The organism is Actinomadura rugatobispora (assembly GCF_055379765.1).
Genome location: NZ_AP029191.1, coordinates 5,601,759 through 5,628,027, shown reverse-complemented (window position 1 = coordinate 5,628,027; position 26,269 = coordinate 5,601,759). Strand labels below are relative to the sequence as shown.

Below are 26,269 nucleotides of genomic sequence, written 5' to 3'. Positions count from 1 at the left end.
GGGGTTCGGGTTGGTTTCCTACACCGCACAGAGTAAAGAGGATCCGTGATTTACGCGCCCCGTTCAACCGAACAGTGGCACCTATGACCGACTTTGAACGCCATTTCGGTCATGAAGGTCACCTCGGGGAAAGATCGGGCAAGGCGCCGCCACCGGCGCCCGCCCCGGTCTTGGCCGCCTCCGGGACCGGCATGGCCGCATCCGGCCGCGGCCTCGTCCGGCGCGGCACGGCCAGCGCGGCGGCCACGCAGGCCAGCGGTATCACCGGCGGCTGGTAGCGGTAGTCGAACAGCACGGTCGCCGCGGGCACCACCGTCATCGCCAGCGCCAGGGTCCACGGCAGCAGCGCGGGCCCGCCGCGCCGCCGCCACCCGGCGGCCACCCCGACCAGGCCGACGGCCAGCAGGCCGGTGATGAGGGCGCCCCGCATGTAGACGTGGTCCTGGTAGCCGCGCAGGAACCCGGCGTACGGCTCGACGATCCGCGTCGTGTTGCGTCCCGCGTCGTAGGCGGGGACGTCCGCCTTGATGAAGTTGGGCAGCGGCTTCTCCTCGCGGCCGAACTCGTAGTACACATAGGTCTTCTTGTCGGGGAAGACCGGCCGCGTCCAGGAGAACCCCAGCCGGAGCTCCTCCCACACGGTGGCGGTGTAGTCGCCCGGCTGGTTGCGGATCGCCCGCAGCGCGAAGTCCCGGGCGATCTCCTCCTGCTCGGCGGAGAACCACGGCGGCAGGCTCGGATCGCTGCGCAGCACCGACTTGCCCGCCCAGATGTAGTAGTGCGAGGCCGGGCGCTTCTCGGGCGGCAGCACCGGGCACAGCACCCGCTCACGCCGCGGCGGCGGCTCGTCGAACTCGTCGCAGTCGACGAACGTCATCGCCCGGCTGTAGAGGAAGATCCCGCTGCTGTTGGTGATGGCGAAGCGGTCGTGCTCGGAGTGGAACCACGTCGCGTACAGGGCCAGCGGCACCGCCGCGCCCGCCGCCGCCAGGACCACCGGACGCCAGCCCGCGCCGCGCACCACCAGGTAGACCAGCAGCAGGAGCAGCAGCGGCAGCGCGATCGAGCGGGTCAGCGCCGCCAGCGCCAGCAGCACCCCCGCCAGCGCCGCCGCACCCGCGCGCGGCACCGCCCGCCACATCGCCGCCGTGACCGCCCCCACGAGCAGCGCCGTGAACAGCGTGTCGGACATCACCATGTGCTCGAGCTGGAGCTCGTAGGCGTCCAGCAGCACGGGCGCCGCCGCCAGCGACGCGCCCCAGCCGGGCAGGCCGAACCTGCCGCGCAGCAGCGCGTACACCATCACCGCCACGCCCAGCCCCATCAGATGCTGCAGCACGACGACCAGCTCGAAGCTGTGGAAGGGCCGCAGCGCCCAGAGGAAGAAGGAGTAGCCGGCGGGCCTGGCCGGGGACGGCTCCGGCTCCAGCGCCCCGGCCATGTACTCGAACGAGTCCGGGAACCACATCGTCCACCGGTAGCCGAGCACGGTCACCACGCGCAGCGCGACGCCCAGGGCCAGCAGCAGGAGGAACGGCCAGTGCGCGGCGGCGAAGGACCGGGCACGGGATCCGGGGGAGATCATCTCGCCGCAGCATAAGGCTCAGCCCGCTCCGGGGCCAGGGTCGGCCCACGTTCAGCGGCCCGTCAGGCGCCCCTCGGCGGACCATCGGACGGCGGCGGGCCGTACGGCGACGGCGGCGCCGACGGCGGGGGCCCGTGCACGGCCACCGCCGGATCGGGCCACCCGGCCGCCGGGTCCGGATCGGCAAGGACGTGCCTGCCGCGCGGCACCCGGCCGGTCTCGCCGCCGTCGCCGCCCGGACGGGCGGGACGGGCGGGAGCAGCGGAGGCGTCCGTCCCCTCCCCGCCCGCGCGGATCTGCGCCAGCGCCCTCTTCAACCGGGGCCGCAGCATCCGCTGCAGCGGCTCCTCGACCACCTTCTGGACGAGGTACGCCGCGGCCAGCGAGGTCAGGATCGCCAGCGCCAGCACGTTCCACTTGGAGTAGTACGGGAACAGCGTCTTGATCAGCGGCCGGGACACCGTCTCGTGCATCAGGTACAGCGGGTAGGTCAGGCCCCCCATCACCGTGAAGCCGCGCCAGCTCATCCAGCGCAGCTTCCCGGTCGCGACCAGCGCCATCACCAGGAACAGCACCGCCAGGATCGTCGGGATCAGCCACTCGTCCACGCCCGGCCACCGGAACGCCTCGTCCGGCCGCTTCACCGAGAAGTGCGTGCTCAGCCCGTAGCAGCCGAGCACGATCAGCCACAGGATCAGGTTGGACCCGAACCGGTGGATCAGGTAGAACGCCATCCCCGCGATGAAGAACGGCGCCCAGCCGGAGATCAGCAGCGAGTTGACGAACGTGCCGCCCGCCTCGACCGCGAACGCCGCCGCCAGCAGCCACGTCACCATGAAGATCACGCAGCGGGCGTAGGTGAGGCCGACCCCCACCAGGATCGCGACCAGCACGTAGAAGTGCAGCTCGGTCCAGAGCGTCCAGTACAGCACCTCGATCTTGGGAACGTGCCAGCCGTCCTGGAGCATGGTCAGGTTGGGCAGGTAGCTGCGCGCCACGCCCAGCTCGCCGGTGGTGCCGGAGTGGATCCCGGTGGCCAGGAAGATCACCAGGCCGAGCGTCACCGCGAACCAGTACGCCGGGAACAGCCGGGTGAGCCGGGACACCGCGAAGTCGCCGACCTGCCGCCCCCACACGCTCATCAGGATCACGAACCCGCTGATCAGGAAGAACAGCTCGACGGCCAGCAGGCCCTCGCGGGTGAAGTCGGAGATCTCGTGGAACAGCACCCGGGCGTCCTGGCCCCACGCCGCCGTCGGCACCCCGGTGAAGTGGTAGACCATCACGACCGCGGCGGCGATGAACCGCAGCAGGTCCAACTCGCGCAGCCGCGACCGGACGGCGGGCGGGGCGCCCGTGCCGGTGTCGGGGCCGACGGCCTTCGCGCGGCGTCCGGCACGAGCGCGCGCGCCACGGCGACCGGGAGTGGGAGCGGGGCTGGGAACGGGAGCGGAGGCGGGGGGCAGGGGCGGGCTCATCGCGTATCGAGATCTCCGAGGGCTTCGTCGTTGGACCGCGGGCCCGCGCGCAATCCCGCGGCGACACCGCGGAACAGCCCCCGGCGCAGGACGGCCCGGTCCTGGGAGCGCACGAAGGTCAGCGTCCACCTTCGAGCGGTCGAGCCACCGTAGAGCACGCGCTCGCCTGTTGTCAGCCCGTCACTGCGGGTGAACAACCAGATCTTGTTGCGGACCTCGTAGAAGAAGCGCTCGCCCGGGTCGACGTCCGTGGACCCGAACGTCCTTGTCTTGTGCACGACCACGCTGCCCCGGCACAGCACGCCCGTCCGGCCGCGCAGCAGCCGGGTCGTGAACTCGAAGTCGTCGTTCCAGAGGAAGTAGTCGGCGACGGGCAGCCCGCGCTCCCGCACCGCGTCCGCGTCCACCAGCACCGACACGAACGACGCCGAGCGGATCGGCACGCACCCCGCCGCCTCGGCGGCCCGCACCTCGGCGGCGGGCGCGCGCGGCTTGGCCCGCGGCGTGTTCATCGGATGGTCGCGGCCGTCCGTCCACACCACCCGGCTCGCCACCAGGACGGGCGGGCCCGGGACGTTCGCGCGGGCGTCCAGCAGCGCGGCCAGGGCGCCCGGCTCGGGGACGGTGTCGTCGTCCATGAGCCAGACGAGGTCGGCGCCGCGGTCCAGGGCCAGCCGCAGCCCCGCCGCGAACCCCCCGGCGCCCCCGGTGTTGCGGGACAGCGCGAGCAGCTCGGCCTCCCCGAACCGCTCCCGCACGAGATCGGCGGTGCCGTCGGCGGAGGCGTTGTCGACCACGACGACGGCGTCGGGGACCCGGGTCTGCGCCCGGACCGCCTCCAGCGCCTCGACCAGCAGCTCCCGCCGGTTGTAGGTGACGACGACCGCGACCACCCGCGGCGCGCCGCGCCCGTCACCCACGGGCGCCGCCCCCGGGGCCGCGCAGCCGTCCGGCGGCGCGGCGCATCACCGACGACCGCGCGGCCGGTGCCGCGCTCAGCCGCGACAGCTGCTCGCGCACCTGCGCCAGCTCGTGGTTGATCTCGGCGATCTGGGTGCGCTGCCGCGACTTGGCCAGATCGCGCAGCAGCGCCTCGATCACCTCGATCGCCACCCCGGTCAGCACGGGCGCGTCCACCGGCTCGGCCGGGACCGCGCCGCCGAACTCCGGCATCAACTCGGCGAGATCGCCCACGACGTCGTAGCCGGCCGCCTCCAGGCCCTCGACCATCTCCCGCGACCGCGTCCGCATCCACGGGTGGTGCCGCACCGGCACGACGATCTCGGCATGCCCCTCGGCGCCCTCGCGCCCGGTCAGCAGCGTGTTGGCGACGTGGCGGCGGACCAGCGGCTCGTAGTCGCCGCCCAGCGACGTCCCCAGGCGCTCGTTCAACCGGCGGACCAGCTCGGCCTCGGCCAGGCCCAGCGGGTCCTGCTCGCGCACCGCGGCCAGGTCGCACCACTCCGGCGCGATCCCGGCGAGCTCGGCGAAGCGCCGCCACAACCCGCCCCCGCCCCGCTCCCTGCGCGGCGCGGTGATCACGTGCACCCGCCCGCGCGGGACGGCCGCGCCCCACGCCCCCAGCACCCGCACCGGGTCGTGCAGGCCCCAGAACATCTCGCCGAACGGCTCCGGCGCCTCGATGCCCTTCATCACCAGGTCGTCCACGAACTGGTCGAAGGTCACGGTGTGCTCGTGCTTGACGTGCTCCTGCCAGTCGGCCGCCATCTGCCGCGCCAGGTCGCGGGCGGTGAACACGATGTGCACCTCGCCCGGCCCCAGCGACTCGACCGCCCGCCGCGCCTGCGCCTCCGTCGCCCCGCCCAGCAGCTCGTGGGACAGCACGACACGGTCGCCCTCCCACTCGCGCACCCGCTCCGCCACCCGGTCCCACACGCCGTTCCAGGCGGGGTCGCGGTGACCGCCCCAGGACATCTCGCGCAGATCCATGGTCGCCGCGAAATGCTGGTGGGGGCCTTCGAGGGGGTAGCAGACCCCGTGCGCGGCCAGCACCGGGCCGCTGTGCCACAGCGCCTCCTGCAACGCCCCGGCACCCACCAGCGGCGCCCCGATATGCAGGAAGATCTGCTTCTCAGTACTCATTGCCTCGCCTCCGCTCGGCGGCTCGCACTCATTGCCTCACTTCCGTGTCTCGGATGCGGGGGTGTTGGCGGGGGACGTGGCGGAGGGCGGCGGGGAGGGGCGGCGGGTTGTCTCGGCGAATCGCCAGTATGCGGCGCGGGCGCTCATGACCAGGCGGTTCCGCTCGCTCAGGGTCCGTACGACCTGCTTGACGGGGGACGCCGACAGCGCCTCCAGGTGCGCGGCGTCCTCGCGCAGCCGGGCGACCTGCTCGCGCATCAGGTCGGCCGAACCGTCCTCCTCCCCGGCGCCGTGGCGGTGCTGCACGGCGCACTGCCGCAGCAGCTGCGCCAGCGCGTCCAGCGCCGCGTCCAGGATCTCGGCCTCGGGGACCTGGTCCGGGTCGGAGAACGAGGAGCCCCCGGTCGGCCCCGGCAGCAGGTCGCCGAGGTCGCCCACGACGCGGTATCCCGCTTCTTCGAGCGCCCCGGTCATCTCCCGCGAACGTTCCAGCACCCACGGCCGGTACGCCTCCGGCAGCCGGATGCGGGTGGCCCCCTCACGCGCCGTCAGCACCGACTGGGCCAGGTCGTGCTTGACGTACACGTCGTGCACGGGCCACTCGACGGTCTCGCGGGACGCCAGGTTGATCCGGCGGACCAGCTCGGTCTCGGCGACGCCGAGCGAAGGGTTGGCGAACACCGCGGACGTGTCGAGCTGCGTCGCGTCCACGCCCACGACCTCGCAGAAGCGCTCCAGCAGCAGGCCGGTGGGAGCGCCCGGCGGCGGGAGCGTGACCACGTGCACCCGCTCGGGCGGGACGTCCCGCGCCCAGCGCTCCAGCACCCCGGCGGCGTCCTGCATCCGCCAGAACTCGCGCACCCACGGCGACCGCGACGCCTCCGGCTCGCGCAGGCCGGTGACGAAGTCGCCGAAGGTCATGGCGGAGCGGTTCTTGACGTCCTCCTGCCAGTGCGCGGGGATCTGCCGGGCCAGGTCGCGGGCCGTGTAGACGAGATGGACCTCGGCGAAGTCCAGGTCGGCCATCGCGCGGCTGACGTGCCGGGGATACGCCGAGCTCAGCAGTTCCTGGGAGATGACCGCGGGACCGTCCCAGGCGCGGACCTCGTCCACCAGCCGGGACCAGGCGCCGCGGGTGACCGGGTCGCGGTGGCCGTCGAAGAACGCGCCGCGCAGGTCGAACGCCGCCCACACGTGCGCGGAGAAGTCGTCGCCGCCCGGGTACAGCACGCCCTCCGCCGCGAGGAGCTCGCGGTTGTGCCACATCACGTTCTGGAGGTAGGTGGTGCCGCTCTTGGGCGCGCCCACGTGCACGTACACGACCGGGGTCACGGACCACCACCCAGCGGGTCGGGGAGCGACGGGACGCTCGGAGGGACGGGAAATGGATCACCAAGGCCGGGAACGGCCCGCGCGGGCATCGGCCAGCGGGTATCTTAGCTGCGCACTTGCCCTTTAAGTCCCGTTCTCCGCATCCGTCCCCGATCAGTCACCGGCTCCCAGGTAGCACCAGGTCATCCCCACAGCATGGCATTCATCGCACCGCACCCCGCCCGGCGGGTCGACGGGAACGGCCCTCCCTCCAGCCGACATCGCTCCAGCCGACAACGCCGTCCATCGGGGTCCCCACGTGAATGTTGATCTTGTAGTCGCCGGGTCGGGCTTCTTCGGCCTGACCGTCGCCGAGCGCTGCGCGTCCGACCTGGGCCTCAAGGTCCTGGTCGTGGACCGCCGCGACCACATCGGCGGCAACGCCTACAGCGAGCCGGAACCGGAGACCGGAATCGAGATCCACCGCTACGGCGCCCACCTGTTCCACACCTCCAACGAGCGGGTGTGGGAGTACGCCAACCGGTTCACCCGCTTCACCGGCTACCAGCACCGGGTGTTCTCCACGTTCAAGGGCCGGGTCTACCCGCTGCCGATCAACCTCGGCACGCTCTGCTCCTACTTCGGCCGCGCGTTCACGCCGGACGAGGCGCGCGCTCTCGTCGCCGAGCAGGCGGCCGAGGTCAGCGACCCGTCCAACCTGGAGGAGAAGGCGATCTCGCTGATCGGGCGCCCGCTGTACGAGGCGTTCATCCGCGGCTACACGGCGAAACAATGGCAGACCGACCCGCGCGACCTGCCCGCCGAGATCATCACGCGGCTGCCGGTCCGGTACACCTTCGACAACCGGTACTTCAACGACACGCGCGAAGGCCTGCCGGTCGACGGGTACACCGCGTGGCTGGAGCGGATGGCCGACCACCCGGACATCGAGGTGCGGCTCGGCACCGACTTCCTCGACCTGCGCGACGACGTCGTCGGCAACGTGCCCGTCGTCTACACCGGCCCGCTGGACCGCTACTTCGGCTTCGCGGAGGGCGAGCTCGGCTGGCGCACCCTGGACTTCGAGCTGGAGGTCAAGCCGACCGGCGACTTCCAGGGCACCCCGGTGATGAACTACGCCGACGAGGACGTCCCCTACACCCGCATCCATGAGTTCCGTCACTTCCATCCGGAACGGGACTACTACCCGGGCGACAAGACGGTCATCATGCGGGAGTACTCCCGGTTCGCCGGACGGGGCGACGAGCCGTACTACCCGATCAACACCGCCGAGGACCGCGACCGGCTGCTGCGCTACCGGACGATGGCCCGGCGGGAGGACGGCGTCCTGTTCGGGGGCCGCCTGGGCACCTACCAGTACCTCGACATGCACATGGCCATCGCGAGCGCGCTGAACATGGTCGACAACCGGCTGCGGCCGCACTTCACCGAGGGTGCGCGGCTCGCCAGCGGAGGGACGGACGAATGACCACCGACGCCGAGCTGCGCGTCCTGCATCGCGTCGTCATGCCGGTCGACCGCGACCAGGACATCCTGAAGCTCTACCTCGAGGGCAACATCGTCCGCACGCAGCAGGCCGACCACGCCGACGCCGGCGCGGCGGCGGTGGCGCCCGCGTCCGGGCCGGACACGGAGCCGGCGGAGTTCCAGCCGGCCGAGCACTGGGACGGGTCCGACCGCGAGGACGAGGACGAGGACGACGAGCCGGGCGGCCCCGGCCACGACCGCCGCCGCGTCGTCGTGCCCGCCGGGCGGCGCGTGTCGTTCCTCACCTACTTCAACGCCTTCCCCGCCAGCTACTGGCGGCGCTGGACGCGGCTGGAGGAGGTCGTGCTGCGCGTCCGGGTGCGGGGCGACGCGAAGATCCTGGTCTACCGGTCCAACTCCAAGGGCCACTCGCAGCGGCTGGAGTCGCTCGAGGTGCACTCGGCCGCGGCGGAGGAGCGCCTCTTCACGCTCCCGCTCAAGCCGTTCGTCGACGGCGGCTGGTACTGGTTCGAACTGGTCGCCGGAGAGCGGCCCGCGGTGATGGAGCGCGCCGAGTGGTGCGCCGCCACCGACGCGCCCCAGGGCCGGACCAGCATCGGCATCACCACCTACAACCGGCCCGACTTCTGCGTCGAGCAGCTCGTGGCGCTCGGCCGGGCCACCGACGTCCTCGACGTCATCGACGAGATCTTCGTGATCGACCAGGGCGAGAAGCGGGTCGAGGACCACCCCGGCTTCGCCGACGCGGCCAAGGCGCTGGAGGGCCGGCTGCGCGTGATCGACCAGGGCAACCTGGGCGGGTCCGGCGGCTTCGCCCGCGCCATGGACGAGACCGTCCGCGCCGGCACCAGCGACTACGTGCTGCTGCTGGACGACGACGTGGTGACCGAGCCGGAGGGCATCCTGCGGGCCGTCACCTTCGGCGACCTGACCCGCAAGCCGACCATCGTCGGCGGGCACATGTTCAGCCTGTACGACCGGTCGGTGCTGCACGCCTACGGCGAGACGCTCGCGCCGTACCGCTGGTTCTGGGGGCCGGCGCCGCACACCTTCCACGGCCACGACTTCGGCTACCACCGGATGCGGGAGACCGCCTGGCTGCACCGCCGCATCGACGTGGACTACAACGGCTGGTGGATGTGCCTGATCCCGACCGAGGTCATCAAGGACGTCGGGCTGTCGATGCCGATGTTCATCAAGTGGGACGACGCCGAGTACGGTGTGCGGGCCCGCGCGGCGGGCCACCCGACGGTGTCGCTGCCCGGCGTGGCCGTCTGGCACGTCCCGTGGCACGACAAGGACGACACCATCGACTGGCAGGCCTACTTCCACGAGCGCAACCGGCTGGTGTCGGCGCTGGTGCACTCCCCCTACGACCGGGGCGGCAACCTGCTGAAGGAGAGCCTGTTCGTCTCCGTCAAGCACGCGCTGGCGATGCAGTACTCGGCGGCCGAGCTGATGCTGATGGCGATCGAGGACGTGCTGCGCGGCCCGCGGCACATGCACTCCTCGATCGTCACGAAGATGGGCGAGATCCGCGACTTCCGCAGGCAGTTCCCGGACGCCAAGTACGAGGAGGACCTGGAGGACTTCCCCGCGATCCGGCGGTCCAAGCCGCCGCGCAAGGGCCGCGAGGCCGCGCCGCCGCGCGACCGCAAGGGCATGATCAGGGCGGCGGTGGTCGGCGGGATCAAGCAGCTGAAGCCGGTGGACGCGGCGGCGTCCCGCAACCCGCAGGCGCTGGTGCCGCACATCGACCTGCGCTGGTGGAAGCTGTCGCAGTTCGACAGCGCGCTGGTGTCGGCGGCGGACGGCACGGGCGCGGCCTGGTACCAGCGCGATCCGAAGCGGTTCCGGTCGCTGATGCAGCGCACCAGCGCCCTGCACGGCAGGCTCTACAAGGAGTGGCCGCGGCTCACCACGGAGTACCGCGCGGCCATGGGCGAGCTGACCTCCGCGGAGCGGTGGCGCGAGACCTTCGAGTCCTCGCGCCCCTCGGTATAGGGGCCGCTCGTGACGGCCGCGCACTCCGACGTCCGTCCCGGGTCCGGGTCCGGGTCGGGGTCCGCGTCCCCGGACGGCCCCGGACACGGGCCGGCCGCGCCGACCCATGACGAAACCGCCGGCCAGGCCGACCCCGGCGCCTCCGCGGCCCCGCCCCCGGGCCGCGCGGGCGAGCCGGGCGGTCTCGGGGTCCCCGGCGGCGCGGGCGGGCTCGGCGGGTCGGGGGGGGCCGGGTGGCGCGGGCGGTTCGGGCGGCGGGGGGCACGAGGGCGTTCCGGGGCGGACGCGCGGGCTGCGCGACCCGGCCTCGGCCGGCGGGTTCCGCGAGGTCGTCCAGCCGCAGCGCCGCTACCTGCTGCGGCTGCTGGTGCGCCGGGAGCTGAAGGCGCGCTACAAGGGGTCGCTGCTGGGCCTCGGCTGGTCGTATGTGCGGCCCGCGATGTACTTCGCCGTGTACTTCTTCGTCGTCGGCGTCTTCATGGGCATGGACCGGGTCATCGAGGACTTCCCGGTGTACCTGTTCTCCGGCATGGTGCTGGTCAACCTGTTCACCGAGACGCTGCAGGCGGCGACCAAGTCGGTGCTGCACAACGCGCCGCTCGTCCGGAAGGTGTACCTGCCGCGGGAGCTGTTCCCGACCGCGTCGCTGCTGGTGTCGCTGGTGCACTTCCTGCCGGGGATGGCGATCCTGCTGGGCGGGTCGCTGGTGTTCGGCTGGCGGCCCACGCTGTCCGGGCTGGCCGGCGCGGTGGTGGGGCTGGCCATCGTGGTGCTGTTCGGGGTCGGGCTCGGGCTGCTGTGCGCGGCGGTGAACGTGTTCTTCCACGACATGGAGCAGGTCGTGGACATCACCATGATCTTCGTGACCTGGTCGGTGCCGATGATCTATCCGTGGACCCATGTCCGCGACCACCTGCCCGCGTGGGCCGCCCAGATCTACCTCACGAACCCGCTGGTCAGCGCGGTGTCGCTGTTCCAGCGGGCGTTCTGGGAGCCGGGCGCGCCGGGCGCGCTGCCGCCCGTGCCTGCGCTGGAGGCCCGCACGGTGGCGTCGCTGGGCTTCGCGGTCGCGGTCTTCCTGACCGGGCAGTGGGCGTTCGCGAGCCTGCAGAAGCGATTCGCGCAGGAGCTGTGACCGTGACCGACCATCCCGAGCCCGCTCCCGTGCCCGCCTCCGCGCCCGCTCCCGCGCGGCTGCCGTCGATCGTCGTCGACTCGGTGAGCAAGCGGTTCACGATCCGGCACGCGCGGTCCATCAAGGACATGACCGTGCGCGCGGTGCGGCGGCAGAGCCTGTCGGAGTCGTTCAACGCCCTGGACGACGTCAGCCTCACCATCGGGCGGGGCGAGACGGTCGCGCTGATGGGCCTGAACGGGTCCGGCAAGAGCACCCTGCTCAAGCTCATCTCCGGGGTGCTGTCGCCCGACGCGGGCTCGGTACGGGTGCGCGGCCGCATCGCCGGGCTGATCGACGTGGGCGCGGGCCTGCACCCCGAGCTGACCGGGCGGGAGAACGTCTTCCTGAACGGCGCCATCCTCGGCATGGACGAGGCCGAGATCCGGAGCAAGTTCGACGCGATCGTGGAGTTCTCCGGGGTGGAGCGGTTCCTGGACAGCCAGGTGAAGTTCTACTCGTCCGGGATGTTCATGCGGCTGGCGTTCTCGATCGCCGCGCACACCGATCCCGACATCTTCCTGATCGACGAGGTGCTGGCCGTGGGCGACCCGCCGTTCCGGGAGAAGTGCCTGGCCAGGATCCGGGAGCTGCGGGACGAGGGCCGCACGATGGTGATCGTGGCCCACGACATCCAGATGCTGATCAAGCTGTGCGACCGAGGAGTCATGATGCGAGGCGGCCGCAAGATCTTCGACGGCGACGTGGCGGAGGCGGGGGCGATGTGGCGGGGGGACCGCCAGGCGCGCAACAAGGGCGCCAAGCCCAAGCCCAAGGCCAAGCCGCCCGGCTCCGAGCCGCCGGCCAAGGGGGACGGGCCCTCCACCGGGTCGGTCGAGCGTTGAACCGAGCCTTGAACCGAGCGTCGGGCCGAACGCCGGGCGGGCGGGCGCGCCGGTACGGGGCGCTGCTGGCGGCCTGCGCGCTGGTCCTGTCGACCGCGTGCGGCGTCGTCGGGAACGGGCCGTCCAAGCCCCCCAAGGCCGTGGCCTCGCCCGGCGGGCCCAAGCCCAACATCGTGTTCATCCTGACCGACGATCTGAGCTGGGATCTCGTCCAGTACATGCCGCGCGTGAGGAAGATGCGCGAGCAGGGCGTCACGTTCACCAACTTCATCGCCACCAACACGCTGTGCTGCCCGTCCAGGGCGACGATCCTGTCGGGCAAGTTCCCGCACAACACGCAGGTGCTCACCAACGAGCCGCCCAAGGGCGGCTGGCAGCGGTTCAACGGCAACGGCGGTGAGCGCGACACCTTCGCCACGACGATGGAGGGCTCGGGCTACCGCACCGCGCTGATGGGCAAGTACCTCAACGGCTACGACCCGGCCAAGGTGCAGGCGGGCTCGCAGGCGTTCGTTCCGCCCGGGTGGACGGAGTGGTACGCCACCAGTCTCGGCTACCGGCACTACGACTACACGCTGAGCGAGAACGGCAAGCCCGTCCGGTACGGCAACCAGCCGGCCGACTACCTGACCGACGTGCTCACGGGGAAGGCCGTGGACTTCGTCAACCGGTCCACCACGAGCCGCCCGTTCCTGCTGAAGCTGTCGACGTTCGCGCCGCACGCGCCGTTCACTCCGGCGCCCCGGCACGCGAACCTCTTCCCCGGGGTGAAGGCGCCGCGCGGCCCCGCGTTCAACGAGCCCGACATCTCCGACAAGCCATCCTGGATGCACGCCTGGCCGAAGATCGGCCCCAAGGGGATCCAGACCATCGACCAGAAGTACCGGGGCCGGGTGCAGATGGTGCAGGCGGTCGACGAGATGATCGGCCGCGTCCAGCAGGCCCTCGCGGACCGGGGGCTGGACCGCAACACCTACCTCGTGTTCGCGTCCGACAACGGGTTCCACATGGGGCAGCACCGGCTGGTGGAGGGCAAGGGCACCGCCTACGACCCGGACGTGCGCGTCCCGCTGATCGTGACCGGGCCGGGCGTGCCGAAGGGGCGCGCGGTCAACGAGCTCACGGCCAACACCGATCTGCGGCCGACGTTCGAGGAGCTGGCGGGCGTCCCGATCTCGCCGCTGGTGGACGGGCGGTCGCTGGTGCCGTTCCTGCGGGGCGCGCCGGTGCGGTCGTGGCGCAACTCCATCCTGATCGAGCACGCCGGGCCGGTCAGCGACCCGCGCGACCCCGACTACCCGGGGCGCGGCTGGGGCAACCCGCCGTCGTACATGGCGGTGCGGACCACCAACGAGCTCTACATCGAGTACGACGCGGGCGAGCGCGAGTACTACGACCTGCGCACCGATCTGGCCTCGCAGCACAACATGGCCGCGCAGCTCGCGGTGCCGCGCCGGGACCAGCTGGCCGGGCTGCTGGCGGCGCTCAAGGCGTGCTCGGGCGCGTCCTGCCGTTCCGCCGACCAGGGCACCTGACCACCGGGACGGCCGTCAGGGCCGGTCAGGAGACGTCGATGTGGTCGAGTTCGGCGAAGCCGCTGCCGTAGGTGAGGCGCAGGACGTTCCATCCGGCGCGCAGGCCGGCCTCGACCGTGGCGTCCTTCCACTGCGGGGACGATCCGCCCGGGGGGTAGGCGACCGCGACCGGGGCGGCGCCGTTGACGGTCAGGACGTGCTCGGCCGCCTCGCCGCCGCCCGGTGAACGGTTCGCGTACCGGATCCGGACCAGGTACGCCCCGGCCGCGGGCGCGTACACGTCCAGGTCGACCAGGCACTGGGCGTTGTCGATGTAGCCGACGGCGGCGCCGCCCGACGTGCCGGGCACGTCGCGCAGCACCCGCGCCCCGTACACGCGCCCCTTCTCGGCCTCGTAGCGGACCGGGCTGCCGCGCACGACGGGCGCCGCGTTCGCGGCCCAGCCGAGCTGGGCCACGTACATGGACCGCTGGACGGCGTCGCCGCCCCAGAACTTGGTGATGCCGTGGAACACCAGGTAGGAGTCGGTGCCGTCGTGGACGACATCGGCACCGCCCGGCCCGGTGATCTGCTTCCCGTACCCGTCCGTGGACAGCAGCGGGCCCGCCGCCTTCGTGTACGGGCCGGTGATGGCGGAGGCCGTGGCGTACCGCGTCTGGTAGTCGGGGCTGTAGAAGACGCCCGCGGCGTAGAACAGCACGTAGCGGCCGTCCCGTTTCACCAGGGCCGGGGCCTCGACGAGGATGGGCTCGTCGCCGCTCCTGGTCAGCAACTGGGTCGGTTCCCCGTCGGCGCGCATCCCGTCGGGGGTGGTGCGCTGCAGGAACAGGCCGCCGGGCGCCTTCTTGCCGTCGCCCTCCCGCTTGTAGAGGACGTAGCGGGCGCCGTCGGTGTCGGTGAACGCGGCGGGGTCGATGACGTCCTTGCCGTCGCGGCAGGCCAGCGGCCCCTGCGCGTCGGGCGTGAACGGCCCGGCCGGGGAGGGACCGGTGGCGGCGCCGATGCACTGGTCGTCCGTGCCCTTGCGCCCGGCGGTGAAGTAGAGGAGGTACGAGCCGTCCCCGCGGGCCGACACGTCGGGCGCCCAGGTGCGTCCAGGCTCGGCCCAGGGCGGCAGTACGGGGAGCGCGTCGCCGCCGGTGCGCGTCCAGGGCCCGGCGGGGGACGGCGCGGTCGCGACCGGGACGTTCTTGCCGCCGTCGTTGGTGGCGTAGCCGTAGTAGAGGTTCCCGGCCCGCACGATCTCGGGGTCGGGGAAGTTGGAGTCGAGGGCGGGCCTGAGCTCGGGGCGGGCGGCGTTCATCGGCTGCTGCGCGGGCGGACCGGTCGTTCCCGGCGATCCAGGCCGCACGGGCGGTCCGGATCGCAGCGGCGCGGCCGAGCCGTCACCGTCCGGCGCGGCCAGCGCGCTGACGACCGCGACGAGCACGCTGACCAGGGCGCCCGTGAGGAGCGCGAGGAGCGGCCGCCGCATCACCCGACCGCCCCCTCGTTGTGTTGATCATGTCCCCGTAACGGACGATCTACGGCAAACTAGCCCACCGTAACCGCCGCGGGCGAGCCTACGAGAGGTGTTGCGTGTGCAGTTGACGAGCGGCTGGCTCATCGGGGCGCTCATCGTCCTGGCCGTCGTCGTGACAGGACTCACCGTGTGGCTGCTGCCCCGCGCCTCGGGCCCGGGCCCCGGCCCGGTGCTCGCCCGGTCCGGGCTGCTGGCGGCCTGCCAGGTCGCCCTCGTCCTCGCGCTCGCCGCCGGTCTGAACGGCTACTTCCTCTTCTACGTGACCTGGGGCGACCTGCTGGGCACCGCCGGCGAGGGGCCCGGGAAGGTGCGGGAGGGCGGTCCCGGCGCCGCCGCGGGACGCCCGCTGCCGCGCACCATCTCGCCGCTCGGCGCCACCTCCGGGCTGCGCTCGTCCGAACGCGACGGCCAGCTCGACGAGGTCACCATCCGCGGGTTGCGCACCGGGCTGCGCGCCAAGGCGTTCGTCTACCTGCCGCCGCAGTACTTCCAGCGGCAGTTCGAGCGGCGCCGGTTCCCGGTCACGCTGGTGCTGGCCGGGTACCCGGGCGACCCGCGCGGCATGATCAAACGGCAGGGGCTGCTGAAGGACGCCAGCACCGGCATCAGGACCGGCCGCCTCCAGCCCACCATCTACGTCATCACCCGGTCGATGGTGGCGCCGCCGCGCGACACCGAGTGCACCGACGTGCCCGGCGGCCCGCAGGCCGAGTCGTTCTTCTCCCAGGACGTCCCCGAGGCCATCACCGACACCTACCGCGTCGCCGCCGACTCCCGGGGCTGGGGCGTCATGGGGCAGTCCACCGGCGGGTACTGCGCGGCCAAGCTCGCCATGCGGCACTCCGACCGGTTCGCCGCCGGGGCGTCGCTGGGCGGGTACCTGCGCGCCATCCAGGACGGCTCCACCGGAGACCTGTACGGCGGCAGCAAGCAGGTCCGCGACGACAACGACCTGATCTGGCGGCTGGAGCACCGCCCGCCGCCGCCCGTCTCGCTGCTGCTGGCGCAGACCGAGCAGGGACCCGAGTTCGACCAGGCGCAGCGGTTCGTCAAGCTGGCCAAGGCCCCGCTCCGCGTCTCCACCCTCTTCCCGCGGAACGGCGGCCACAATCTGCGCACCTTCCAGCGCCTCACGCCCGAACTCCTACGCTGGATGAGCGGCCGCCTGACGACGGGCTGACGCCGGTACGACGGGTTCACGCCGACTGCGCCGATATGATCCGAGTCGGCGCATTCGACGCCCCGGTGAACGACACCCCGGTGTCAATGGCCGCCGCACCGACCATGACTTCGCCGAACACGGGGAGACGGGCGTGACCCCACCGAAGACTCCGGACGACGAGCCGGGCGGCGACCGGCCCCAGGCCGAGTCGCCCGACAACCCTGCGCCGGAAGGCGGCCACGCGGCGCCGCCGCCCCCGCAGTGGCTGGACGGCGGGCAGCTCCCGCCGGGAGCGCACCTGCTGCCCGAGCCCCCGCCGCTGCCGGCGTTCGGCGCGGACGAGCCCGCGCCGGCCGACCGCACCATCAGCGACCGGACGATCACCGACTTCGACGCCAACGGCAGCACCCAGGTCTTCGACCGGGGCGCGGGGCCGCCGGTGCCGCCGCCCCCGCAGTCGTTCACGACTCCGCCGGCCCCGGATTCGGAGTCGTCCAGGGGCCCGCGTGCGGACACCACCGTGACCGACCTGTCGCAGTTCATGCCCCCGGCGGGCCGCCGGTCCGACGACGAGGCCGGCGACGAGGGGCCGGGTGGGGCGCCCGCGCCGTCCGCGCCGCCCCTGCCCCCGCAGGAACCGCCGCGCGACGAGGCCCCCGTGCAGGAGGTGCACCTGGAGGAGGTCCGCTTGGAGGACCTCAGCGCCCAGGGCGGCCTCCCCGGCCCCGGCCTTCCCGCGCCCGGCCTGCCTCCCGCCCCCCGGGCCGAGGAGCCCGGCACCGAGGTGCTCACGCCCGAGCAGCTCAAGCCCGCCGGGACGCCTCTCACACCCCCCGAGCCCGAGCCGGAGCCGTCGCCGGACAGCGACAAGACCTCCACGTTCCCGTACGCGTCCGAGGCCCCGGCCACGCAGCAGATCCCGAACGCCAAGTCGGTCGCGGAGTCGGCGGCCAAGCCCGGCACCGAGGCGCAGCAGGCGCCCGCTCCCCCGGCACCGCCCGCTCCTCCGGCACCCGCGCCCTCGGACTCGCCCCCGGCGCCCGAGCCGTTCCCGTACGCGCAGCACATCCCGGAGACCCCGTTCGCGGCGCCGCCCCCGCCCGCTCCGCCGACCCCGTCACCGTCGCCGTCGCCGAGCCCGCCCGCGCCGGAGCCGTTCCCGTACGCGCAGCAGATCCCCGAGGCTCCGCTGCCCGCGCCCACCCCGCCCGCCCCCGCTCCCCCGGCGCCGGCACCGCCGAAGCCGGAGCCCTTCCCGTGGGCGCAGGAGATCCCGGACACCCCCAAGCCTCCGCAGCAGGCCGCGCACCAGGCGCCCCCGGCCCCCGAGCCGTTCCCCTTCGCGCAGCAGATCCCCGGCCCGCAGGCCCCCGTCCCGCAGCCGCAGCCCATGGCGCCGCCGCAGCCCATGGCGCCGCCGCCGCAGATCGACGAGCCGTGGCGCACCGAACCCAAGCCCAAGGCCAAGCGCAAGGGCCCGAAGGTCGGCAAGAAGCCGCTGCTCATCGGTGTCGCCGGGGTCGCCGCCGCGGCCCTGGTCGCCGCGGGCGGCTTCTTCGTCGTCACCTCCCTCGGCGGCGACGGCGATGGTGGCGGCGAGGGCGCGGCCAAGCTCGCCGGGTCGGTCTTCGCGATCGACCCGAACGCCGCCACCGACGGCCGCGACCAGCAGCTCACCTCCGCCGCGTCCGTCGGCAGCACGGTCGTCGCGGTCGGCGCCGAGTCCGACGGGCGCTCCCCGCGCGGCCAGTTCCTGGTCTCCGCCGACGGCGGCCGCACGTTCAAGCCCGCCGAGGTGCAGGGCGGCGGCGCCGAGGGCCTGGCCAAGGGCGAGCTGCCGCGGGTGATCGCGGGCTCGGCCAAGGGCTGGGTCGCGATCGGCGTCAAGCCGGGCGGCGGCGCCGTCTGGACGAGCCAGAACGGCCAGACCTGGACCCGCCAGCCCGACGGCGCCGGGCAGCCGTTCGCCCCCAACACGCGCGTGCGGCGCGCGGTGGCGTCCGACGCTGGCTTCCTCGCCTTCGGCGACACCTCCAGGAAGGGCGACTTCAGCGACGCCGAGCCCACCATCTGGACGTCGGCCGACGGCACCAGCTGGGAGGCGCGCACCGGAAGCCGGATCGGCCTCCCGCTCCAGCGCGGCACCATCAACCTGCTGGAGGCCGCGGGCAGCGGCGACGTCCTGCTGCTGGAGGGCCTGCACACCGCCAACCCGGGTGCCAGGAAGCTCCAGCAGGGGCGCCGGGTGTTCCGCTCCGACGACGGCGGCCGCAGCTGGACCGAGTCGAAGGTGCCGGTGCCCAAGGGCACCCGCGGCCTGATGATCGGCGGCGGCGCGACCGGCTTCCTGGCGATCCGCGAGATCCAGGGCGGCGGCAAGACCTACGGGCAGGCGTTCGCGTCCAAGGACGGCTCCACCTGGACCCAGGCCGGACGCGTGGAGTCCTCCGGCTACCAGCGGACCAGCCGGATCCTGGCGTCCGACCAGGGCTACGCGGCCATCGTCGTGCGCGGCCGCGACGTCGCCATCTCCCGCACCCCCGACGGCTCGGCCTGGCAGGACGCGGGCTCGCTGCCCAGCCGGCCCGGCCGCGTCCTGAACGGCTCGGCGCTGAGCGGCGGGCAGACCGTCCTGGTCGGCTCCGACAACGGCGGCGGCGAGCTGAACTCGCTGCTGGGCGTCTACGACGGCGGCGGCACCCAGCTCCCGGTCGACATCACCAAGGTGCCCGGCGCGGTCCGTCCCGACCACACGGTCGCGGCCGTGGCCGGCGGCTCCGACCGCGCGGTCGCGGTCGGCAGCGCGCGCGGCGACGCCGGGGTGTGGACGACCACCGACGGCGCCGCGTGGACCCGCGCCCAGGCCGGGCAGGGCGTGTTCTCCCGGCCGGGCCCGCAGCAGCTGGTGGGCGTGGCGCAGGGCAAGGCGGGCTGGCTGGCGGTCGGGTCCGACCAGGTCAACCCGCGCCGCCCGCTCGTGGTCGTCTCCGCCGACGGCGCGACCTGGCAGGCCGGCGACTCGGCCGAGCAGTTCAAGCCCGCCCGGAACACCGCGCTCGCCACCTACGCGACCGCCTCCGGCCCGGCCGGCTACGTCATCGTCGGCGAGGACGGCCTGTCCGCGGCCACCTGGTTCTCCGCCGACCTCAAGACGTGGGAGCGGGGCCGCAGCGTCGGCCGCAACAGCCTGGAGGCGCTGCCCGGCTCCAACCGGTGGATGCGCGGCGTCGCCGCCGGCCAGTCCGGTTTCGTCGCGGTCGGCGGCCTGCGCGACCCGGCCGTGGGCAACGGCCCGGCCTCGCGTCCAGGCGTGTGGACCTCACCCGACGGCAAGGCGTGGACGCTGCAGCAGCTCCAGTTGCCGGGCGGGGTGGCCGAGGGCGCGCTGACGCACGTCGCGGCCAAGGGCAACGTCGTCGTGGCGGCGGGCAGCGCGGGCACCTCCCCGCTGTTCTACGTGTCCGCCGACGGCGGCAAGACGTGGAAGGAGTCCAAGCCGCCGATCCCCGAGGGCGCCTCCAACGTCCAGGTCACCGCGCTCACCGCCACCGCGAAGGGGTTCGCGGCGGCGGGCACCGGCGGCGAGGCGGGCGCCACCGACGTGGTGTCGTGGACGTCGGCGGACGGCGCGTCCTGGCAGGCGTCCAAGCCCGAGGGCACCGGCCTGGCGGGCGGCGGCGCCCAGTCGATCGGCGGCCTGGGCACGTTCAAGGACAAGCTGCTGGGCGTGGGCCGCACCGCCGACGCGACGCGCGACCAGCCCGTCCTGTGGGACCGCCCCGTCCCCTGACGCGACGACGCGAATACAGAGGAGGCCGTGCCCCGCGCAACGGGACACGGCCTCCTCCATTGGTCCGCTAACGCTCCCAGGCGGTGGCACCAGGGTTGGGCGTGCCGGGCGCGTCCCTCATGGGCGCAGAGGCGTCTTGAGAGCCGTACAGGGGCGCGGCACCACGCCTCCTCCCCCTCGCATGGCGCGGGACGTAGGGCTCGCGCGGCACGGGCACGCCGGCCGCGCCGGCCGGGGCGACGGACTCGGCTCCGGGCGGCCCCTCCGTGACGACGAGCACGGCCCCTTCCTGCCCGCGCGAACGGTTGCGGCGCGCACCGTACGGCGCCACGATCCACCGGTACACCGGACGCCGGATCAGCGTCGGCACCAGCCGGTACCCGCCCCGCACCACCACGTTGCGCAGGTACTGCGGCTGGGAGATGAACCCCTCGCGGAGCATCTCGCGCTGCAGCCGCAGCTCGGAACGCAGCAGGTCGCGCCCGCCGCGCCGCTCGTACGCGCCGTCGCCCACGCGGTAGTAGACCAGCGGCTCGGGCACGTTCACCACCCGCGCCCCGTTCGCGATCATGCGGACGAACAGCCAGTAGTCCTCCATCAGCGGCAGGTCGCCGTAGCCGCCCGCGGCGATCACCGCGCTGCGCCGGTACACCACGGTCGGATGGTTGAACGGGTCGTGCAGCCGCGAGTAGCGCGCGATGTCGTGCGGGTCGCTGGGCGGGGTGCGGCGGCCGACGACGTCGTCGATGTCGCGGCCGAACTCCAGCAGGCCGGCCCCGACCAGGTCGGCGCCCCCCTGCACGAGCGGCACCTGGAGCGCGAACCGGTGCGGCATCGCGACGTCGTCGGCGTCCATCCGGGCCACGATGTCGTACCGGCTGGCCTGGAGCCCGGCGTCCAGCGCGGGGCCGAGGCCGTGGTTGTCCACGAGCTGGACGAAGGTGACGGGCACGGGGCTGGCCGCGACCAGGTCGGCCAGGCAGCGTTCCAGTTCCGGGGCGACCGGGCCGTCCTGGACGAGGACGACCTGCCCCGGCCGCAGCGACTGGTCGTCCACCGCGCTGCGGAAGGCCGCACGGACGTACTCCACCCGGTCGCCGCCGTACACGGTCATGAGCAGGGCGAAGGGGTCGGGGCGCATGGTTCCTTCTCCGGAAGGGGGCCGTAAGGGGTCCGGCGGAGCCCAGGGCGGGGTACGGCTCCGGAAGCGGCGAGGGGTCGGGGAGCTCAGGGACCGGCCGCCACGCGGGCGGCCGAGGTCGTCGAGGCACGGTCGGGGGGCACGGTCGTGACACGGTCGAACAGGGGGCACGGACACGGATTGAGTTGTTACGTCCCTTGTGGGACGCATAAGGGGGCTTGTTGGTTTAGCGCCGCCAAGATACAGGTGGGTCTGTTCCGACACCTACCGATGGTCCGGATAGCCGGACGTTTTCACTTCGACGTAACTTGCCACGAAGCGCCCGAGCCAGGGTCGGCTCACGTTCGGGCGCACACGTCCTGGTCGGCGCGAATCTCACCGGCGACCTTCGGGACGGGCTTGGCGGCACCGGGCATGTCCGCGCCTTCCTTGCCGACGATGAGGTAGACCTGGCCCGGCTTGCCCGACGGGAACAGCTTGGGCGGATGGCCGGGCATCGCCGCCGCCAGCGCCGCCGCGTGCCGCTGCGCGCCCGGGCCGAACAGGATCTCCGTCTTGGCGTCGGCGGACACCTGCTTGCGCGTCCCCACCTTGACGACCTTGAAGCCCTTCTCCTCGAGCTGCTCGGCGGTGCGCTGCCCGAGGCCGTCGGTGCGCGTCGCGTTGTAGACCGCGACCTGCACCTGCGCGGGCGGCACGGGCGGCGGCTTGGGCGCGTTCGGCCCGCGCTGCTGCGCCGGGACGGGCGCCGGCTCGGGAACGGTGTTGTCCTTGCGGATCGCCTCGAACAGCGGCGCCGCCAGCACCTGGTTGATCTGCACCCGGTTCGGGTCGGGCGGGTAGGCCTGCACCGGCACGGTCACGAAGCGCACCTTGCCCGCGCTCATCCCGCGCAGCCCGCCGGCCAGCTTCTGCATCGCCGACAGCGTCAGCCGGTCGTCGGCCTTGATGGAGCTGGCCACCGCGGACAGGAACGCGTAGGTCTTGCCGGGGTCGGTGAGCATGCCGCGGTCGGTGGCCTTCTTGACGACCGAGGCCATGAACGCCTGCTGCCGCTGGATGCGGGACAGGTCCGAGCCGTCGCCGAGCCCGCCCGTACGGGTGCGGACGTACCCGAGCGCCTGGTCGCCGCGCACGACCTGGCGGCCCTTGCGCAGGTGCAGCTCGGCCTTGGGGTCGTTGACCGGCTTGGGCACGCAGATCTCGACGCCGTCCAGCGCGTCCACCACCCGCTTGAACCCGGCCATGTCGACCTCGACGTAGTGGTCGATGCGGATGTTGGTGATCGACTCGATGGTCTTCCAGGTGCAGGCCGGGCCGCCCTGCGCGTACGCCGAGTTGATCATGTCGAGCCGGCCCGGGGCGGTGCCGCCGCCGGACTTCTGGCAGCTGGGGAGCCGCACCATGGAGTCGCGCGGGAAGCTCATCCCGATCGCGCCCTCGCCGCCGGGCGACAGGTGCAGCAGGATCGTGGTGTCCGACCGCTGCCCCTCCTCGACGCCGTACCGGGCGTTCTCCCCCGCCCGGCTGTCGGACCCCATCACCAGGATGTTCATCGAGTTGTTGAGCTTGGCCGGACGGTCGTCGCCGAGCTTGCCGTCGACGTTCTCGCGGGCGATCTGGCCGTCGATCCTGCGCCAGAACCCGTAGGCGCCGAGGCTGCCCAGCACCATCAGCACGGACAGGGCGATCGACAGCCAGCCGAGCACGCGCCACCGGCGCCCCCGCACCGGCGGTTCCGGTGGCGGCGGCGCGTCGCCGTTGAAGTAGGCGCCCCGGAACTGCCCGCGGTCGGGCGCCGCCGATCGCTGCATCCGTAACATTTCAGCACACACAGGACATGGACCACCGCCGTCACGCGAAACTTCGTCCCGTCCCGGTCCCGAACGCCCCCGGACGCCCCCGGCCTCTCCCCAGGGCCCGACTAGACTCGGGTGAAGATGAGCACCGTAGACGTAGTGACCGACCAGGCCATGGTCCTGCTGCAGGACCGCCCCGTCGTCCCGCTCACCGCCTGGACGGCCGAGGCCATCGGCGAGTGCGCCGAATCCGGCCGCACCCTGCAACTGGTCACCCCGCTCGACTCGCGGCTGTCGCTGCCGATGCGCGCCGCGGCGTCCGGCACCGAGGCCCAGTGGGTCGTCCGCAACGGCGACGGCTACTACGAGGGCCTCACCGGACGCCCCCTCCAGTGGAGCGGCGGCACGTTCGTCCCCATCCCCGAGGCCCGCGACTACGCGCCCGGGTTCACCACCCGGCCCACCGCCCCGATCGGCGCCCAGCTCAGCCTCACCTACCGGCTCCGGCACGGCACCGCCGGCGACCTCGGCGCCCCCGCGCAGCGGATGCTGCAGCTCCTCACCGGCAAGGCCCCCGCCGGCTGGGGCCCCGCAGAACCGCTGCAGCACCCCTGGCAGTCCGACCGCCTCACCGAGTACGTGCGCGCCCGCGCCACCGCCCGGCTCATCGTCGCCGGCGACGGCCCGCGCCCGGCCCAGGCCGTCGCCGAGTTCACCGCCGTCGACGGCGGCGTCTCCGAGGTCACCACCGTCACCGTCGGCTACGCCCCCGAGGACCCGCCGCCCCTCCAGCACCTGCCCTCGCTGATCGGCGCGATGGCCGCCGAGCAGCCGGTGGCGTCGCTGTTCGCCCAGCTCATCCCGGGCCGCGCCGACCTCACCGTGGAGGCCCGCTGGACGGGCGCCGCCGCCCCCATCGGCATGGCCGTCACCGGCACCGTCACCGGCCCCGCCGGACTCCCCGGCCAGCAGGTCGGGCCGACGAGCCGGCCGCTGACGCTGTTCCCGCTCGGCGACGGCCGCTCACCGGACGGCTGGCAGCGCCACCGCATGCTCATGCAGCACCTGCAGTCCGCCGCCGCCCGAACCTGAGCACGTCCCGGACGCCCGGTACGGCCGGTCAGCCCCCGATGACACCGCCGGGGAAGGCCGGGTCCTCGGCCGCCTGCCCGCCCTCGCCCGGCTCCGACGGGTCGGACGCGCGCCAGCTCAGCGCGGGCGCCTCAGGCTGCCCGTCGGGATAGCTCGTACCGCCCACCCAGTGCACCAGCGCCTCGGTGAACTTCCGGGCGATCCGCACCGCGTCCGGCAGGTCGCCCACGGCGCGCACGTCCACCCACCACACCGGCGCGCTGACCCGGGACGCGAACTCCGGCCCCAGCAGCCGCGCTATCTCGCTCTGCAGCACGACCTGCACCGGGTCCTCGATGGACACCAGCAGCCGGCCCTCCGCGTCGTACAGCCGGGTCGGCTCGGGCTCGCCGCCGCGCAGTTCCAGCGCCTCCCCCATGGCGACCAGGCCGTCGGCGACCGCGTGCACGTCCGGGCGCCGGCGGACCAGCGCGATCAGGTCCATGCTCATCAGGGCGCTCCGGGGGCCGAGAGCGAGCGGGCGAACACCTCGTGCACGATCCGGTTCACCGCCGAACGGGTCGCCGCCGCGATCTTGGTCAGGTCGAGCGCGCTCCCGGTGGCGACGTGCCGGTCGTAGGGCACGTGCACCACGGGCAGCCCCCAGGCGGTGAGCATCTGCTGGGCGCGCTCGAGGTCGGCGCCGACCTGCGGGGCGTGCGAGACCATCGCGATGACGGTACGCGACAGCAGCCCCTGCTGGTTGTTGGCGGCGAACCACTCCAGCGCCCCGCGCGCGCTCAGCGCCCCGTCGACCGTGCCGGGAGTGACCAGCACCAGCCCGTGCGCGTGCGCGAGGATGCCCCGGTTGAGCTCGGTCAGGATGCCCGCGCCGCAGTCGACGACCGCGGCGGACACGTACCGGCTCACCGCCCCCAGCGCGGTCTGGAAGGTGTCGAGGGTGAACTCCCCGGCGATCCGGCCGCCGCGGGTCGAGGACATCACCCACAGGCCGTCGGCGGTCCGCGACAGGAACGGCGCGGCCTCCTCGAACGAGCGCGGGCTCGTCCCGGCCAGGTCGAACAGCGAGCGTTCCGCGTGCACACCGAGCCGCAGCGGCAGCGACCCGAGCTCGGCGTCGGCGTCGGCGGCCAGCACCCGGTCGGTGCGGTTGCGGGCCAGCTCGGTCGCCACCAGCGCGGCCATCGTCGTCTTGCCCGCGCCGCCGCGCACGCTGGCCACCGCCAGCTGCCGGTAGCTGGGCACCGAACGCTGCATGAGCTCGGCGAACGCCGCTTGCTGCTGGCCGTCCTGCCCGGCGCTGCCGCCGACCGCCTTGCGCACCCCGCGGCCCATCCGGCGAACCAGCGGGTCGCCGTGCTGCACCTTGCGCACCAGGTCTTCGGCGGGCGGCCGCGGCGCCGCCTGCTGCCCGGCCGCGGCGGCCGCGGCCGCCGGGTCCTGGCCGTGCTGCGCCTGCTGCTGCGGCGGACCCTGCATGCCGCCGGTGGGGTCGTACGGCTCGTCGTCGTCGACGCCGGCGAGCGCGCCGAACGCCAGCGACGCGCCGAACGCGCCCGTCTCGGGACGCACCATCGAGAACGCGGGCGGCTGCTGCTCGGCACCTTGCTGGGACGCCGCGTCCGGCTGCGGCTGCTGCGCTGCGTCCGGCTGCCCCAGGAACGGCGGCGGGGCCGGGGGCCCGGGCGGGGCGGGCGCGGCCTCCTGCTGCTGCGGGTCGAGCGCGGGCGGCGGTGGCGGCGGTGCCGGGGGCGCGGGGACGTCCGCCACCGGCGTGGGCGGGACGGGCGGCCCGGGCATGCTGGGCGGAGCGGGCGGCGGCGGTGGCGGCGGAGGAGGAGGCGCCGCCTCCTGCACGGGCGCGGCTACGGGCATCGGAGGAGCAGGCGGAGCGGGAGGAGGAGGCGCGGACTCGGCCACGGGCGGACCGGGAGGAGCGGGCGCGGGCTCGGCGACGGGCGCCACCCGCTGCTGCTGCGCCGCGAACGAGGGCGGAGGCGGGGGCGGGGCGGGCGGCACCGCGTCCGAAGGCGCGGTGGCAGGCTCCGGCGCGGGCACCGGATCTGACCGTTCCGCCATCGGCGGGGCGGCGGCGCTCTCCGCTCCCAGCGTGCCCCCCGCAGAGGACGCCGAGGGGGGGCCGAGGACCGCGAGGCCCCGCTGCGACGCGCCGAGATCACGCAGCACGCCCTGCTGCCAACCCGAGTCGGACACCTGCC

18 protein-coding genes are annotated in these 26,269 nt (G+C 73.6%); 8 read left to right on the top strand and 10 right to left on the bottom strand.

Going from position 1 to position 26,269, the window contains the following annotated elements:
- Positions 1 to 118: 118 nt before the first annotated feature.
- The 5 genes from ACZ466_RS25075 to ACZ466_RS25055 all read right to left on the bottom strand — a co-directional run bounded on the left by ACZ466_RS25075 (position 119) and on the right by ACZ466_RS25055 (position 6,498).
- On the bottom strand, positions 119 to 1,585 hold the full coding sequence (locus tag ACZ466_RS25075) for a hypothetical protein (protein WP_378281596.1): 1,467 nt from the start codon (positions 1,583 to 1,585) through the stop codon (positions 119 to 121).
- Between the two features lie 62 nt (positions 1,586 to 1,647).
- The gene (locus tag ACZ466_RS25070) at positions 1,648 to 3,063 is read right to left on the bottom strand and encodes an acyltransferase family protein (protein ID WP_378281597.1); all 1,416 of its coding nucleotides are present in this window, start codon (positions 3,061 to 3,063) and stop codon (positions 1,648 to 1,650) included.
- Positions 3,060 to 3,983 (bottom strand): glycosyltransferase, encoded by a 924-nt coding sequence (locus tag ACZ466_RS25065; RefSeq protein WP_378281598.1) that lies wholly within the window; start codon positions 3,981 to 3,983, stop codon positions 3,060 to 3,062. The genes ACZ466_RS25070 and ACZ466_RS25065 overlap by 4 nt, the downstream gene beginning before the upstream one ends.
- Positions 3,976 to 5,166: a hypothetical protein gene (locus tag ACZ466_RS25060; protein ID WP_378281599.1), complete on the bottom strand. Its 1,191-nt coding sequence runs from the start codon at positions 5,164 to 5,166 to the stop codon at positions 3,976 to 3,978. Before ACZ466_RS25060 ends, ACZ466_RS25065 begins: the two co-directional genes overlap by 8 nt.
- Positions 5,167 to 5,202: 36 nt before the next feature.
- Positions 5,203 to 6,498, bottom strand: a complete 1,296-nt coding sequence (locus tag ACZ466_RS25055; RefSeq protein ID WP_378281600.1) for a hypothetical protein — start codon at positions 6,496 to 6,498, stop codon at positions 5,203 to 5,205.
- Positions 6,499 to 6,796: 298 nt separating this feature from the next.
- Here ACZ466_RS25055 and glf point away from each other — a divergent pair, with 298 nt between their 5' ends.
- The 5 genes from glf (at position 6,797) to ACZ466_RS25030 (ending at position 13,544) form a co-directional block, all read left to right on the top strand.
- The gene (gene glf, locus ACZ466_RS25050) at positions 6,797 to 7,966 is read left to right on the top strand and encodes a UDP-galactopyranose mutase (protein ID WP_378281601.1); all 1,170 of its coding nucleotides are present in this window, start codon (positions 6,797 to 6,799) and stop codon (positions 7,964 to 7,966) included.
- Positions 7,963 to 9,990, top strand: coding sequence for a glycosyltransferase (locus ACZ466_RS25045; protein WP_378281602.1), 2,028 nt, complete (start codon positions 7,963 to 7,965; stop codon positions 9,988 to 9,990). The genes glf and ACZ466_RS25045 overlap by 4 nt, the downstream gene beginning before the upstream one ends.
- Positions 9,991 to 10,096: 106 nt before the next feature.
- Positions 10,097 to 11,125 (top strand): ABC transporter permease, encoded by a 1,029-nt coding sequence (locus ACZ466_RS25040; RefSeq protein WP_464043959.1) that lies wholly within the window; start codon positions 10,097 to 10,099, stop codon positions 11,123 to 11,125.
- Between the two features lie 2 nt (positions 11,126 to 11,127).
- Positions 11,128 to 12,009 (top strand): ABC transporter ATP-binding protein, encoded by an 882-nt coding sequence (locus ACZ466_RS25035; RefSeq protein ID WP_378281604.1) that lies wholly within the window; start codon positions 11,128 to 11,130, stop codon positions 12,007 to 12,009.
- 8 nt (positions 12,010 to 12,017) lie between these two features.
- Positions 12,018 to 13,544, top strand: a complete 1,527-nt coding sequence (locus tag ACZ466_RS25030; protein ID WP_378281605.1) for a sulfatase family protein — start codon at positions 12,018 to 12,020, stop codon at positions 13,542 to 13,544.
- A gap of 25 nt (positions 13,545 to 13,569) precedes the next feature.
- Here the strand turns inward: ACZ466_RS25030 and ACZ466_RS25025 are convergent, their stop codons facing one another.
- Complete coding sequence (locus ACZ466_RS25025) at positions 13,570 to 15,018, bottom strand: family 43 glycosylhydrolase (RefSeq protein WP_378281606.1); 1,449 nt, start codon at positions 15,016 to 15,018, stop codon at positions 13,570 to 13,572.
- 106 nt (positions 15,019 to 15,124) lie between these two features.
- Between ACZ466_RS25025 and ACZ466_RS25020 the strand changes: the two genes are divergently transcribed.
- Positions 15,125 to 16,246: an alpha/beta hydrolase gene (locus ACZ466_RS25020; protein WP_378281607.1), complete on the top strand. Its 1,122-nt coding sequence runs from the start codon at positions 15,125 to 15,127 to the stop codon at positions 16,244 to 16,246.
- A 133-nt stretch (positions 16,247 to 16,379) separates the two neighbouring features.
- Positions 16,380 to 20,018 carry a beta propeller repeat protein gene (locus tag ACZ466_RS25015; protein WP_378281608.1) on the top strand — a complete coding sequence of 1,213 codons (3,639 nt, stop codon included), beginning with the start codon at positions 16,380 to 16,382 and terminating at the stop codon, positions 20,016 to 20,018.
- A gap of 67 nt (positions 20,019 to 20,085) precedes the next feature.
- On the opposite strand, the gene ACZ466_RS25010 is transcribed toward ACZ466_RS25015, so the two are convergent.
- Positions 20,086 to 21,159 (bottom strand): glycosyltransferase, encoded by a 1,074-nt coding sequence (locus ACZ466_RS25010; protein WP_378281609.1) that lies wholly within the window; start codon positions 21,157 to 21,159, stop codon positions 20,086 to 20,088.
- Between the two features lie 338 nt (positions 21,160 to 21,497).
- On the bottom strand, positions 21,498 to 22,973 hold the full coding sequence (locus tag ACZ466_RS25005) for an LCP family protein (RefSeq protein WP_378281610.1): 1,476 nt from the start codon (positions 22,971 to 22,973) through the stop codon (positions 21,498 to 21,500).
- Positions 22,974 to 23,099: 126 nt separating this feature from the next.
- Between ACZ466_RS25005 and ACZ466_RS25000 the strand changes: the two genes are divergently transcribed.
- Positions 23,100 to 24,050, top strand: a complete 951-nt coding sequence (locus ACZ466_RS25000) for a DUF6177 family protein (RefSeq protein WP_378281611.1) — start codon at positions 23,100 to 23,102, stop codon at positions 24,048 to 24,050.
- Positions 24,051 to 24,078: 28 nt separating this feature from the next.
- Here ACZ466_RS25000 and ACZ466_RS24995 read toward each other — a convergent pair whose 3' ends face one another.
- Both ACZ466_RS24995 and ACZ466_RS24990 read right to left on the bottom strand, forming a co-directional pair.
- Positions 24,079 to 24,540, bottom strand: a complete 462-nt coding sequence (locus tag ACZ466_RS24995; RefSeq protein WP_378281612.1) for a hypothetical protein — start codon at positions 24,538 to 24,540, stop codon at positions 24,079 to 24,081.
- A complete protein-coding gene (locus ACZ466_RS24990; protein WP_378281613.1) occupies positions 24,540 to 26,264 on the bottom strand; it encodes a MinD/ParA family protein in 1,725 nt (574 codons plus the stop codon). The genes ACZ466_RS24995 and ACZ466_RS24990 overlap by 1 nt, the downstream gene beginning before the upstream one ends.
- Positions 26,265 to 26,269: the final 5 nt, after the last annotated feature.